The sequence below is a fragment of the Flavimobilis rhizosphaerae genome (genome assembly GCF_014852685.1).
GTDB classification, from domain to species: Bacteria; Actinomycetota; Actinomycetes; order Actinomycetales; family Cellulomonadaceae; genus Flavimobilis; species Flavimobilis rhizosphaerae.
In genome coordinates, this window is record NZ_JACZDF010000003.1 from 277,659 (window position 1) to 291,313 (window position 13,655).

A 13,655-nucleotide genomic window follows, 5' to 3' on the forward strand; every position below is an offset into this window, starting at 1 on the left:
CTCACTCGAGCCCGAGCAGCTCCTTGAGCGGCCCGACCATGAGGTCCTGACCCTTGATGCGGCTCGTCTCGTGGGCGTCGAGCACCGTGCGCGACCCGTCGCGCTTCATGACCTGCGACGCGCCTCCCTCGGGCCCCAGCGGGATGACGACGATCTCGGGCTCGGGCCGGTAGAGGACCGTCGGCTCGCCGCCCGCGAGGACGGAGCGGAGGTTCTCCGCCACAACACGGGCGTGCGCAATCGCGTGCTGGGCGCGCTTCGACTCCTTGACGTCGGCGACGTCGCCGACGGCCCACACGGTGCCGTGCCCGGCGACGCGGAGGTGGCCGTCGACGCGGATCGAGCCGTCGCCGCGGCGGACCGCGGCGAGCGTGCCGTCAAGCGCGTCGGACTCGGCGCGGTTGCCGTAGGCGCGGAACCAGATGTCGGCCTCGATCTTCTCCCCAGTCGTCGTCTCGACGACGAACGGCTGGTGGATGCCGACGTCGACCGGCGGCAGATAGCCGAGCCGTGCGCCGAGGACGAAGCGCACGCCGGCGTCCTCGAGCTGGGTGCGGAGGCTCTCGCGGAGGGGTTCCATGAGCTCGGGCGACGGGAGGATGCGTTCGGCCTGCTCGACGATCGTGATCTTCATGTCGGGGTAGGCGTGGTGGAGCTCGCCTGCGAGCTCGAGGCCGACGGGCCCGGCGCCGACGAGGAGGGCGTGGCTGCTCATCGCGAGGGCTTCGCGGAGGCGGCCGAGGCGTGCGCGGGCGACCCAGCCCTCGGACTCGATGAACTTCGCGGGGAAGGGGTAGGAGGTCCCGGTCGCGATGACGACGTGGTCGGCCTCGAGGACGTCGGTCGACGTGAGGTGGACGGAGCGCGGGGTGATGCGTCGGGCGCGGTCGTGGACGACGCGGCCGTTCTTGAGGAGCTGGTCGTAGGGCAGGAACACGTTGGGCTCCCATGCGACGTCGACAGCTCCGCGCAGGGCGGCGGTCGCGTGGACGAACTCGCTGCGGGGCTCGACGAGCGTGACGTCGGCGACGTCGTCGAGCTCGCGGGCGACGACGATGCCGGCGTAGCCTCCGCCGACGACGACCACTCGGTTTCCGGACATCTCAGAGCACCTCCACGACGACGAGCACTGTGAGGGCGACCGACGCGACGATCTCGCCGATGCCCACCTGTCGCGGCGTCGCACCCCGGAGGGGGACGAGTGCCGCGCGTAGTGCCAGCATCGCGTAAAAGATCGTCAGAGGCACGGGACCAAAGGGGGCCGGTGTCGTCGTGGCGAGCAGCCACGGCAGGGCGCAGAGCGCGACGTGAAACGCGACGGAGCCGACATACCAAGGGCGGGAGCCCTTCTCGCGGATGAGGGTCTTGACGTAGGGCACGGTGCCGATGAAGTACCCGGCGATGAGGGCGGTCGCGATCCAGGTGGCGGCCCAGCCGCCGGGGGCGGCGGTGTCGAGCCCGGCGTCGTGGGCGACGGGCAGGACGAGGCATGCTGCGACGACGGTGACGACGTCGTTGAGGAGGCTGCGGTCCTCGCGGCGGTGGTGGAGGACGAGGCTCGTGGCGAGCAGCGGGAGGAAGAGGGGGACCCAGGCGAGGAGGTCGGGCCGGAGGACGACGACGGCGAGCCCGGGCGGGATGCACGCGAGGACGTAAGCGCGCACCGGGGGGAACCAACGCTTCTTGCGGTGCGAGCGGAGCCACTGGCCGGTCGCGTAGAAGGCGAGGTAGCCGAGGATCCAGACGAGCGCGAGGGGCAGGTGGACCCAGGCGGGTCCGGTCTGGACCATGCCGAGGCCGAGGGGGACGACGAGCATCGCCCAGGCACCGTGCTGGTCGGGGACCCACCCGGGTCCGCGGCGTCTCTTGCGGCGGCGCGGGGGTGCGGGGCGTTCTGGTGCGGTGTGCGGTGCGTCGACGTCAGCCACGCACTCATGATGACACAATGGTTCCTGACGTCAGATCCACTTCCGCCGGCTGTGACAAGGTCGACCTGTCAGCGACGTCACTCGCCCCGCCGCAGCGCATTCATCCCACCTATCCTGGTGGGTGCCCCACCAGCGACCTCCACCAGCTCCGGGAGCCCTCCGTGCAGCTCGACGTCCTCGCGTCGTCCCCCCTCCTCACCGTCTTCCTCGTCGTCGCCCTCGGCACGGCGTTCGGAGCGATCCCCTTCGGCCCCCTGCGCTTCGGCGCCTCGGGTGCGCTCTTCGTCGGCCTCGCGCTCGGCGCGACCGACCCGCGCCTCGGCGAAGGCCTCGGCCTCCTGTCGACCCTCGGCCTCGGGATCTTCGTCTACACCGTCGGCCTCGCCGCCGGCTCGACGTTCTTCCGCGACCTCCGCCGCCAGTGGCCCCTCATGGTCGTCGCGTCCCTCGCACTCGTCGCCTCCGCCGCCGTCGCCGCTGGCGCCGGCAAGCTCCTCGGCTTCAACGGCGCGATCGCCGCCGGCATGTACACCGGCTCCCTCACGTCGACGCCCGCCCTCGCCGCCGCCGTCGACGCCGCAGGCAACAACGACCCCGCGGTCGGCTATTCGCTCGGCTACCCCGTCGGCGTCGTCGTCGCGATCCTCGTCGTCTCGATCATGGTCAACAAGCTCTGGGACTCACGGCGCGACCCTGCGAGCGCGTCGGGCGCAGGACTCTTCGCGACGACGGTCGAGGTCGAGCGGCCGAGCTGGCTCGCCGACATCCCCGGCTGGGACGAGCAGGAGGTCCGCATGTCGTACCTCGCGCGCGGCGGGCACACGCGCGTCGTCGCCGCTGACGACGAGCTCCGGCCCGGCGACCAGGTCGTCGTCGTCGGCCCTGCCGAGGCCGTCGCCCTCGTCGTCGCGCACCTCGGCCGCGAGGTCGAGCACCACCTCGCCGACGACCGCCGCTCGGTCGACTACCGACGCGTCGTCGTCTCCAACCGGCGCGTCGCCGGCCGCACCGTCGGCTCGCTCGACATCCCCGGCCGCTACGGCGGCGTCATCACGCGCATCCGCCGCGGCGATGCGGACCTCCTCGCGAAGGACGACCTCGTCCTCGAGCTCGGCGACCGCGTCCTGCCCGTCGTGCCGCGCGACCGCCTCAAGGAGGTTCGCAAGCTTCTCGGCGACTCCGAGCGCCGCGTCTCCGAGGTCGACGCCCTCACCATGGGCTTCGGCATGGCCCTCGGCCTGCTCGCGGGCCTCGTGACGATCCCCCTGCCGGGCGGCATCGAGTTCTCCCTCGGCTCCGCGGCCGGACCGCTCGTCGTCGGCATGATCCTCGGCGGGCTCGAGCGCTCGGGTCCCGTCGTGTGGGGCATGCCGCACGCCGCGAACCTCACGCTGCGCCAGCTCGGACTCGTCCTCTTCCTCGCTGCGGTCGGTCTCTCGTCGGGCGAGGACTTCGCCGCCCGCGCCTTCAGCCTCGAGGGCGTGCTCATCGGCCTGTCGGCCGCGGCGGTCGTCATCGTCGGGGCGCTCGTGCTCTTCGGCGGCGCCAAGCGCCTCGGGATCTCCGCGCAGCGCACGACGGGCGCGTTCGCCGGGTTCCTCGGCCAGCCGGCGATCCTCGCGGACGCGAACGGCCGCGCGATGGACGACCGCATCGACGCGGGCTACGCGGCGACGTTCGCGCTCGGCATGGTCGTGAAGATCCTCCTCGTCCAGATCATCGTCGTGCTCTGACGAGCGGGGCCCGCCGGGCCTGCCTACCCGCACGTTTGTGCCCTACCCGCAAAGGTGAACCTGCGGGTAGGGCACACATTGTCGGGTCGACGCCCGGCGGCGTCGTGACGGCAGGCTTACGCGCGGTTCTCAGGCATGCGCGCGGGTTTGGACCCGCGTGCACGCCTGGAAAGCGCGCGTACGCGGAACCTCGGCGGCAGCGAGGCGGGCGGCGGCAGCGCGCGGGCCTGCAGAGCGCGGGCCTGCAGAGCGCGGGCCTGCAGAGCGCGGGCCTGCAGAGCGCGGGCGCGTCAGTCGCGCCGCAGCGGCGCGACGCACCATCCGTAGCCGAACACCCCGCACACGGCCGCGAGCGTCGCCGAGACGACGAGCGGCCACAGCAGATCCGCCCCCTGGACGGGCCCGGGCAGCAGCTCCCACACGAGCACCCACGCTCCCCCGCCGACGACCGCGCCGACGAGCCCGAGCACGGCGCGGTCCGCGGCGCTCACGGTCCCGGTCGACGCGCCCCGGCCCAGGAGGAACGGCGCCACGCCGGCTCCCACGACGGCGCCGACGAGGGTCCCGACGACGACGGCGAGCGGCAGGTGGTCGGGCTCGACGAGGAGCGTCCCGACGCATGCCGCGAGCGCGCCGACGACAGCGGTCGCGAGGACGGTGCGGACGACGACGCCGGTGCGGGCGGCGCGGGACGACGGGTCGCGAAGCTCAGGGGCGGTCATGGGCACATCCTCCCCCGTCACCGCTCCAGGAGATGCCGATAGCCGATCCGTGCGCGTGGCGCGCACGGATCGGCTATCGGCATACGCGCCGGTGCGGGGACGCTGCCCACCGGTAGGCTTCGCCTCAGATCAGACGACCCACCCGGAGGCGACGTGCCCGACAGCCTGACCATCGCGGCGATCGTCCCGTGCCACGACGAGGAGGTCGCGATCGGCACGGTCGTCGACGACCTGCGCGCCGCCGTCCCCGGCATCGACGTCTACGTGTACGACAACTGCTCGACCGACCGCACCGCCGAGGTCGCGGCCGCGCACGGCGCGATCGTCCGCACCGAGCACGCGAAGGGCAAGGGCAACGTCGTGCGCCGCGCGTTCGCTGACATCGACGCGGACGTCTACCTCATGATCGACGGCGACGACACGTACGACGCGAGCGCGGCCCCCGAGATGATCCGGACGCTGCTCGAGGGCCCGTACGACCACGTGCTCGGGTGCCGGAGCGACGACCCGGAGGCATCCGCGCACCGCCCGGGCCACGCGCGCGGCAACGCCGCGTTCAACATGGTCGTCGGCAAGCTCTTCGGCACGCCCGTCACCGACATGTTCTCGGGCTACCGCGTCTTCTCGCGCCGTTTCGTCAAGTCGTTCCCCGCGCTCTCTCGCGAGTTCGAGATCGAGACCGAGCTGACGATCCACTCGATGGCACTGCGCGTCCCGCAGCGCGAGGTTCCGGTCGGGTTCAAGGAGCGCCCCGAGGGTTCGGCGTCGAAGCTCCGGACGGTGCGCGACGGTCTGCGGATCTGCTGGGCGATCGCGCGCATGTTCGTCCACGAGCGGCCGTTCGCGGCGTACGGCGGGGTGGCTGCGCTCCTGCTCGTCGCGTCGCTCGTGCTCGGCCTCCCGGTCGTCTACGAGTTCACGCAGACCGGTCTCGTCGAGCGGTTCCCGACGGCGATCCTCGCGTCGAGCCTCGCGATCCTCGGCATGCTCGCCGGGAGTGTCGGGCTGCTCCTCACGGGTGTGCTGCGGCTCCGTCGGGAGTCGATGCGTCTCGCGTACCTGCAGCTTCCCGCAGTGAGCGCGCGGGCCGGTGAGCCCCTGCCCATCCGATGACGAGGGCCGCGACGCAGATCGCGGTCGCCGCGCCGAGGCTGCGGTGCGTGAAGAACGCGTGGATCTGGCTGTGGTTGCGGAGGAACTCGTACCAGACGACGACGAGCAGCGCAGGAGCTGCGAGGGCCGCGACGGCTGGCCACCCGCCGCGGGCGGTCACGCCTGCGACGACGGTCGTGCGACGACGCCAGACGACGACGGCGAGGGCGAGGACGATGACGACGGCAGCCCACAGGCCCACGGTCATCGCCCAGTAGCCGAGGTTCTTGCCCAGCGAGCTGAGCGGAACGGTACTGAGCTCGACCGGCTTACCCGTGAACGTCGTGTCGCCGTCGATCCGGAACCGGGCGGTCGTCAGCACGTCGTCGACGACGCCCCGCACGCCGACGTAGGCGGTCGCGTACACCCAGCGCAGGGCCCACGAGACTCCGTAGCCGGCACCCCACACGACGGCGCCGGCGCTGGCGGCGAGCAGCACGGGGCGCGCGGGCCGCGTCGTGCGGGGGCCGGCGGCCCACGTCGACCAGGCCCGGAGCGCGACGGCGAACACCGTGAGCGCCCACGACGTGCCGGGGACGGTGAGGAGGTCGACGAACACGAACGCGGACGCTGCCACGGCGGCGGCGGGCAGCACCCAGCGGCGCGGGACGAGCAGGACGAGGGCAGCACCAGCGAGGGCGACGGTCTCGGAGACGGCCATCGTGTAGGCGAGCGGCGTCGTCATGACGTTCGAGGTGAGGACGTACGTGCCGACGAGCGCGACCGCGGCCGGCGTCCCGGCGCGTCGCCGCGTGCCGTGCGCGAGGAGCGCGAGGGCGCCCACGAGGAGAATCGCGCTGCCGGCCTGAGCGGCGCGGATGCCGCCGAGGGCGAGGAGGGGGCGCGAGACGATCGAGTAGCCGGACCAGTAGCGGATGTATCCGAAGGCGTCGCCGCGGTCGGGGTGGGCGAAGGGTCCGCCGTCGGCGAGCCGGCCGAAATATCCGGGCAGCTCGGAGCAGTCGCCGGGCCCGCGCGGCACCATCGTCACCTTCTCGGGCAGGGGCATGCTCGACGTCGTCGGCAGGACGCCGCTCGTCGTGCTGAGGCACTGGGTGTATCCGTCGAGCCGGCCCCCGAGCGGGTTGTCGGGGTAGGTGTCGGCGAGTCGTCCGGCGGCGAGGTCGGCCGTGACGTGGCGGATGATCGGTGCGTCGGGCACCGCGTACGTGGCGGCGAAGAGGCTGACGAGCACGACGTGCGCGACGATGATCGCCAGGAGCGTGCGCGCGCTGGTCCCCGCGAGCTTTCGCCACGGGATCGTCCGGCGGGATCCGGCGCTGGTCACGGGGCGGCTCCTCGCCGGTGATCGTCGTGCGGGACGGCCGGGAATCGCCCAGGCCGCGACAGATCATACCGGCTCGGACACGCCGGGAGCAGCCGATAGCCGATCCGTGCGCGTGGCGCGCACGGATCGGCTATCGAGCCACGTCAGGTCAGATCGCGAGCACCCCGAATCCGTAGCCGAGCGCCACCGCAATCGCGATGTTGATGAGCCCGGGCACGAGGAACGGGTGGTTGAAGATCGCCTTGCCGATCTGCGTCGACCCGGTGTCATCCATCTCGACGGCCGCGAGCAGCGTCGGGTACGTCGGGAGGATGAACAGCGCGGACACGGCCGGGAAGGCCGCGACCATGCCGATCGGCGAGACCCCCGCGACGACGGCGAGCGGCATGAGCGCCTTCGACGTCGCGGCCTGCGAGTACAGGAGCGCGGCGGCGAACACGAGGATGACCGCGAGCAGCCACGTGTTGTCGCGCAGGAGATCGCCCGACGCGGTGAGGATCGCTTCCTCGTGCGCCTTGACGAACGTCGTGCCGAGCCACGCGACACCGAGCACGCAGATCGCGGCCGACATGCCCGACTTGAACGTCGACGCCCCGAGGATCTCGGAGGTCTGCACCTTGCAGAGGATGACGATGATCGCTGCGACGCCGAGCATGATCGAGATGATCGCGGCGTCGCGGCCCATGACGGGCTCCTCGACGAGGCCGACCTTGTCGCTGATGATCGTCGCGTACGTCATGACGGTGAGCAGGCCGAGGCAGAAGATGAGCACCGAGAGGCGCGCGCCCTTCGTGATCTCGCGCTCCGTGCGGCCCGTCGGCGGTGCGACCGTCCCGGCCTCGAGGCGACGCTGGTACTCGGGCAGCGTCGAGAGCTTCGACGTGCCGCGCACCTTGTCGATCCCCATCATGATCGCGGCGGTCGCCATGCACGCGAAGAACGTCGACGGGATCGCGACCATGAGGAGCGTGATGTAGTCGACGCCCGTGCCGGCTTCCTCGAGCATGCCCGAGAAGAACACGACGGCTGCCGAGATGGGCGACGCCGTGATGGCGATCTGCGACGCGACGACGGCGATCGACAGCGGCCTCGCAGGCCGGATGTCGTTCTCCTTCGCGACCTCGGTGATGACGGGCATCGTCGAGAACGCAGTGTGGCCGGTGCCTGCCATGATCGTCATGAGGTACGTGATGACGGGCGCGAGGAAGTTGAGGTATTTCGGGTTCTTCCGCAGCGCTTTGTCGGCGAGGTCGACAAGGTAGTCCATGCCGCCCGCCACCTGCATCGCCGCGATGGCCGCGATGACGGACATGATGATCGAGACGACGTCGAGCGGCATGTTGCCGGGCGTGACGCCGAGCAGCGCGAGGACGAGGACACCGAGGCCACCGGCGAAGCCGATGCCGATGCCGCCGAGGCGCGCGCCGAGGAAGATCGCGGCGAGGACGACCAGGAACTGCAGTGCCATCATCATCGTGCGTCCACCTGCCTCGTCACGTCGTCGGGGGTGTAGAGGTGACCGCTGTACTGCGGTCGCATGAGGTTCTCGGGCGAGAGGATCTCGTCGAGCGTCGCCTCATCGAGGAGGCCCATCTCGAGGACGACCTCCCGCACCGAACGGCCGGTCCGCGCGCACTCCTTGCCGACGAGGTCACCGTTGTGGTGGCCGATGACGGGGTTGAGGTACGTGACGATGCCGATCGACCCCATGACGTAGGCGAGGCAGACCTCCTTGTTCGCGGTGATGCCGTCGATGCACTTCTCGCGCAGCGAGCGGGCGGCGTTGCGCAGGAGCGACACGGACTCGAAGACGCACTGGGCGATGACGGGCTCCATGACGTTGAGCTGGAGCTGTCCGGCCTCGGCCGCCATGGTGAGGGTGACGTCGTTGCCGACGACCTTGAAGCACACCTGGTTGACGACCTCGGGCAGGACGGGGTTGACCTTCGCGGGCATGATCGACGAGCCGGCCTGGAGCTCGGGCAGGTTGATCTCGCCGAGCCCTGCGCGCGGGCCGGAGGACAGCAGTCGCAGGTCGTTGCAGATCATGCCGAGCTTGGCGGCGACGCGCTTGAGTCCCGCGTGCACGGCGACGTACGCGCCGGTGTCGCTCGTCGCCTCGATGAGGTTCTCGGCGGAGACGACGGGCAGGCCGGTGACCTCGGCGAGCCGGGCGACGGCACGCTCGGGGTAGCCGAGGGGCGTGTTGATGCCGGTACCGATCGCGGTGGCCCCGAGGTTGACTTCGAGCAGCAGCTCGATCTGGCGTGCGAGGTAGCGGATCTCCTCGCGCATGAGGAGCCCGAACGCGCCGAACTCCTGGCCGAGGGTCATGGGGACGGCGTCCTGCAGCTGGGTGCGGCCCATCTTGAGGACGTCCGCGAACTCGGTGCCCTTCGCGTCGAACGCCTCGGCGAGGCGTCCGAGCTCGGCCATGAGATCTTCGACGACGGCGTGGACGGCGAGCCGGAAGCCCGTCGGGTACGCGTCGTTCGTCGACTGGCACTGGTTGACGTGGTCGTTGGGGTTGATGACGTCGTACGTGCCCTTGGGGAGTCCTCGGAGCTCGAGGGCGAGGTTCGCGACGACCTCGTTGGTGTTCATGTTGACGCTCGTTCCCGCGCCGCCCTGGAAGACGTCGATGGGGAACTGGTCCATGCACCTGCCCTCGTCGAGGATCGCGTCGCACGCGGCGACGATCGAGTCCGCGACGTCGGCGGGCAGGGTGTACATGTCCTTGTTGGCGAGGGCCGAGGCCTTCTTCACCTGGACCATGGCGCGCACGAACTCGGGGACGTCCCCGATGCGCGTGGTGCTGATCGTGAAGTTCTCGACGGCCCGCTGGGTGTGGACGCCGTAGTAGGCGTCGGCGGGCACGTCCTTGGGTCCGAGGAGGTCGACCTCGGTGCGGTACTGCTCAGACATCTTTTTCTCCGTTTCGTCCGTACACAAGCGTCGGTGCTCGGCACGGGGCGAGGTCCGGCGACACTGCCGGATCGGCTGGGCGACGTCGTTGTCGCCCGGGAGAGGTGTCAGTCGTTCTTGCCCCGGAGCACCACCCTCATCCTCTCTCGGTTGACGGCCGCGATCGCGGCGAGCGGGATGCCGGCGGGGCACACGTCGGCGCACTCGCCGAACGACGAGCACGGACCGAAGTCCTGCTCCATCTCGGCGATCATCGCGCGGGCACGCTTTCCGCGTTCCTCGCGTCCCCCGGGCAGGGAGGCGAGGTGCGTGAGCTTCGACCCGACGAAGAGGTGCGCGGCCCCGTTGGGGCACGCGGCGACGCAGGCGCCGCAGCCGATGCAGGCTGCGAAGTCGAGGGCCATCTCGGCGAGGGCGTGGTCGACGGGTGTCGTGTCGGCGTCGGGCGCGGTGCCCGCCTGGATCGCGACGTGGCCGCCGGCCTGGACGATGCGGTCGAGCGCGGAGCGGTCGACGACGAGGTCGCGGACGACGGGGTAGGCGCCCGAGCGCAGGGGCTCGATGCGGACCGTCTGGCCGTCCGTCCACGACGAGAGCCGCTGGTGGCACGACGGCGTGTTCGGCTGCGGGCCGTGGGGCCGGTCGTCGACGGTGACGCCGCACGCGCCGCAGATGCCCTCACGGCAGTCGGACTCGAAGGCGAAGGGTTCGCGCCCGTCCTCGACGAGGGACTCGTTGAGGCGGTCGAGGAGCTCGACGACGCTCATCTCGGGGGTGGCGTCGTCGACGACGTGCGTCTCGAAGCGGCCGGCGTCCGCGGGGTCGGTCTGTCGCCAGACCTCCAGGGTGAGCCTCACTTGTAGTTCCTCCTCGTGAGCGGGACGGCGTCGAAGGTCAGGGGTTCGGCGTGGCGGACGAACCGTCCGTCGCCGGGGACGCCCCAGGCGGAGACGAACGCCCAGAGGTCGTCGTCGCGGAGCGCCTCGCCGTCGGCCTCGTGCTCGGCGCGGAAGTGAGCGCCGCACGACTCCTCGCGGTCGAGGGCGTCGATGCACATGAGCTCGGCGAGCTCGAGGTAGTCGGCGACGCGGCCGGCCTTCTCGAGCTCCTGGTTGAGGCGGTCCTCGTCGCCGAGGACGCGCAGCTCGGTCCAGAAGCGCTTGCTGAGGTCGCGGATCTTGCCGAGCGCGGTCCTGAGCGACTCCTGGGTGCGGACGACGCCGCAGCCTTCGTAGAGGATGTCGCCGAGCTCGCGGTGGAAGTACGTGGGGCCGTGCTCGCCCTGGATGGCGAGCAGCTTGGCGACGCGCGCCTCGGCGCGCTCGACGGCCTCGGTGACGGCGGGGGCGTCGTCGGGGAGGCGCTCGGTGCCGAGGAGCGGTGCGAGGTAGTTCGGCACGGAGTAGGGCAGCGTGAACCAGCCGTCGACGCATGCGGAGAGCAGCGAGTTCGCGCCGAGCCGGTTGGCGCCGTGGTAGCCCCAGCCGGCCTCGCCGCCGACGAAAAGCCCGGGGACGGACGTCATCTGGTCGTAGTCGGACCACAGGCCGCCCATGGTGAAGTGGGCGCCGGGCGCGATGCGCATGGGGGCGGTGTACGGGTCCTCGCCGGTCGCGTGGGTGTACATCTCGAAGAGGTTGCCGTAGCGCTCGGCGATCTTCTTCTTCCCGACGCGCTTGATGGCGTCGCGGAAGTCGAGGTAGACGGAGTTCTTCAGGGGGCCGACGCCGCGGCCGGCCTGGATCTGCTCGTGCGCGTTGCGGGAGGCGACGTCGCGCGGGGTGAGGTTGCCGAAGGCCGGGTACTTGCGCTCGAGGTAGTAGTCGCGCTCGTCCTCGGGGATGTCGCCGGGGGCGCGCGTGTCGTCGGCCTTGGCGGGCACCCAGATGCGGCCGTCGTTGCGGAGCGACTCGCTCATGAGGATGGTCTTGGACTGCCAGCGGCTCGAGACGGGCAGGGCGGTCGGGTGGAACTGGATGAAGCTCGGGCTCGCGAGGAGCGCGCCGCGCTGGACGGCTCGCCACGCTGCGGAGGCGTTGGAGTTCTTCGCGAGCGTCGAGAAGTAGAAGACGTTGCCGTAGCCGCCGGTCGCGAGGACGACGGCGTGCGCGGTGTGCGCGGTGATCTCTCCGGTGAGGAGGTTGCGCATGACGACGCCCTGGACGCGGCCGTCGTCGACGACGAGGTCGAGCATCTCGTGGCGGGTGCGGAGGTTGACGGTGCCGGCGTCGACCTGGCGCAGGAGCGCCTGGGCGCTGGCGATCTGCAGCTGCTGGCCGGTCTGGCCGCGGGTGTAGTAGGTGCGGGAGACCTGGACGCCGCCGAAGGAGCGGGTGGCGAGCTGGCCGCCGTACTCGCGTGCGAAGGGTGCGCCGATCGCGGCGAGGTGGTCGATGACGCGGACGGACTCCTCGCCGAGGCGGAAGGCGTCGGCCTCACGGCCGCGGAAGTCGCCGCCCTTGACGGTGTCGATGACGAAGCGGTCGACGGAGTCGTTGTCGACCTTGCGGGCGCGGGCGGCGTTGATGCCGCCCTGGGCGGCGACGGAGTGCGCGCGGCGCGGGGCGTCGTGGTACGTGAACGCGTGGACGTCGTAGCCGAGCTCGCCGAGCGCGGCGGCGGCTCCGGCGCCGGCGAGGCCGGTGCCGACGACGATGACGCGGAACTTGCGCCGGTTGGCGGGGTTGACGAGCTTGTAGCCGAGGCGGCGGCGCTCCCAGGCGGTGCGGGGGTCGCCGTCGGGAACCTGGCCGTCGAGGATGCTGCCGGTCTCGACGCCCTCGACGACGGCGTCGGGCGCGTGGAACTCGGTGGTCACTTGACGACTCCTGTCAGCACGGCGATCGGGATGAGGATGTTGCCGAGGAGGATCGCGAGGGGGATCGCTCCGGCGAGGAAGAGGCCGACGGCGCGGGTGCGGCGCCCGGTCGCGCCGAGGTCCTGCACGACGGTCCACAGGCCGTGGGCGAGGTGCACGAAGAGGACGAGCAGCGCGAACATGTAGAACGCGGCCACGGGCCAGCGGGAGAAGCTCGCAACGACGTTCTCGTAGGCGTAGGCCTGGCCGTTCTCGATGTGCTGGTAGCCGCTGGGTGCGACGGCCTTGCCGAGGGTGAGGTCGAGCAGGTGGAAGATGATGAACGCGAGCAGGACGGTCCCGGTGACGAGCATGTTGCGGGCGGCGAAGGAGCGCAGGTTCGTCATGCCGCGGCGCTTGTGGGTGCCGCGTGACGCGCGGGCGCGGGAGGAGATCATCACGGCGGCGGCGATGTGCGCAACGAGGCACACGAGCAGCACGATCCGCATGATCCACAGGAGGCCTTCGTACGGCAGGAGCGGCTCGAACGCGGTGCGCAGCCAGTACGCATAGGTGTTGAGGTGCTCGGGGTCCATGAAGATCTTGAGGTTGCCGATCATGTGGACGAGCACGAAGAGCGCGAAGACCGTGCCGGTGACCGCCATGATGATCTTTAGCACCCAGGAGGGGACCTTGGGGGCGGGCCGGACGCGGGCGTCGCGGACGCGGCCTGTCGTGAGGGCTGCTGGCTCGGCTCCCGGGAGCGGTCGGCGCTCGGTGGGCGCGGGGGCGGGCTCGGCGTCCTTGACGTCCTGCGGATCGGCCATCGGGTTCCTCCTGTGGTCTCTCTCACCAACCTAAGGAGCGCTTTCAGCGTTCTCGTGGGACGCAAGGCCCGGGGTTTGCACGGCCGGGTCCGTGCCCGGCTGGGACCGCGCTCCCGACCCGCCCGTATCGACGGGTTGACAACCTGCGCCCACGCTCGTGGACGGATTGACGGCTTTCCCCCATCGAACGGGGGAACCCATCAATCCGTCGGAACGCTGAGCGACGGATCGCAGACGACGAGGCCGCCCGCACCCGAGGGTGCGGGCGGCCTCGTCCGTCGGG

Annotated in this window: 11 protein-coding genes; 2 read left to right on the forward strand and 9 right to left on the reverse strand. The window is 71.1% G+C overall.

The window, feature by feature from the left end; genetic code table 11:
- Window position 1 precedes the first annotated feature (1 nt).
- Window positions 2-1,102: an FAD-dependent oxidoreductase gene (locus IGS67_RS07545; protein ID WP_192279316.1), complete on the reverse strand. Its 1,101-nt coding sequence runs from the start codon at window positions 1,100-1,102 to the stop codon at window positions 2-4.
- 1 nt (window position 1,103) lies between these two features.
- Complete coding sequence (locus IGS67_RS07550; protein WP_328741976.1) at window positions 1,104-1,928, reverse strand: YwiC-like family protein; 825 nt, start codon at window positions 1,926-1,928, stop codon at window positions 1,104-1,106.
- A gap of 161 nt (window positions 1,929-2,089) precedes the next feature.
- On the opposite strand from IGS67_RS07550, the gene IGS67_RS07555 reads away from it, so the two are divergent.
- Complete coding sequence (locus tag IGS67_RS07555) at window positions 2,090-3,661, forward strand: aspartate:alanine exchanger family transporter (protein WP_328741978.1); 1,572 nt, start codon at window positions 2,090-2,092, stop codon at window positions 3,659-3,661.
- 290 nt (window positions 3,662-3,951) lie between these two features.
- Here the strand turns inward: IGS67_RS07555 and IGS67_RS07560 are convergent, their stop codons facing one another.
- The gene (locus tag IGS67_RS07560; protein ID WP_192279320.1) at window positions 3,952-4,383 is read right to left on the reverse strand and encodes a hypothetical protein; all 432 of its coding nucleotides are present in this window, start codon (window positions 4,381-4,383) and stop codon (window positions 3,952-3,954) included.
- A 153-nt stretch (window positions 4,384-4,536) separates the two neighbouring features.
- On the opposite strand from IGS67_RS07560, the gene IGS67_RS07565 reads away from it, so the two are divergent.
- Entirely contained in the window at window positions 4,537-5,496 is a 960-nt protein-coding gene (locus IGS67_RS07565; protein WP_192279322.1) for a glycosyltransferase, read from the forward strand.
- Here IGS67_RS07565 and IGS67_RS07570 read toward each other — a convergent pair.
- The 6 genes from IGS67_RS07570 to IGS67_RS07595 all read right to left on the reverse strand — a co-directional run bounded on the left by IGS67_RS07570 (window position 5,396) and on the right by IGS67_RS07595 (window position 13,372).
- Window positions 5,396-6,823, reverse strand: coding sequence for a hypothetical protein (locus IGS67_RS07570; RefSeq protein ID WP_192279324.1), 1,428 nt, complete (start codon window positions 6,821-6,823; stop codon window positions 5,396-5,398). The two genes, IGS67_RS07565 and IGS67_RS07570, sit on opposite strands and share 101 nt — an antisense overlap.
- Before the next feature lie 148 nt (window positions 6,824-6,971).
- Window positions 6,972-8,291, reverse strand: a complete 1,320-nt coding sequence (locus IGS67_RS07575; protein ID WP_328741982.1) for an anaerobic C4-dicarboxylate transporter — start codon at window positions 8,289-8,291, stop codon at window positions 6,972-6,974.
- A gap of 2 nt (window positions 8,292-8,293) precedes the next feature.
- Window positions 8,294-9,748, reverse strand: a complete 1,455-nt coding sequence (gene aspA / locus IGS67_RS07580) for an aspartate ammonia-lyase (RefSeq protein WP_192279326.1) — start codon at window positions 9,746-9,748, stop codon at window positions 8,294-8,296.
- Between the two features lie 107 nt (window positions 9,749-9,855).
- The gene (locus IGS67_RS07585; protein ID WP_192279327.1) at window positions 9,856-10,605 is read right to left on the reverse strand and encodes a succinate dehydrogenase/fumarate reductase iron-sulfur subunit; all 750 of its coding nucleotides are present in this window, start codon (window positions 10,603-10,605) and stop codon (window positions 9,856-9,858) included.
- Entirely contained in the window at window positions 10,602-12,566 is a 1,965-nt protein-coding gene (locus IGS67_RS07590) for a fumarate reductase/succinate dehydrogenase flavoprotein subunit (RefSeq protein WP_192279328.1), read from the reverse strand. Before IGS67_RS07590 ends, IGS67_RS07585 begins: the two co-directional genes overlap by 4 nt.
- Window positions 12,563-13,372, reverse strand: a complete 810-nt coding sequence (locus IGS67_RS07595; RefSeq protein ID WP_235977977.1) for a succinate dehydrogenase cytochrome b subunit — start codon at window positions 13,370-13,372, stop codon at window positions 12,563-12,565. The genes IGS67_RS07590 and IGS67_RS07595 overlap by 4 nt, the downstream gene beginning before the upstream one ends.
- Window positions 13,373-13,655 lie beyond the last annotated feature (283 nt).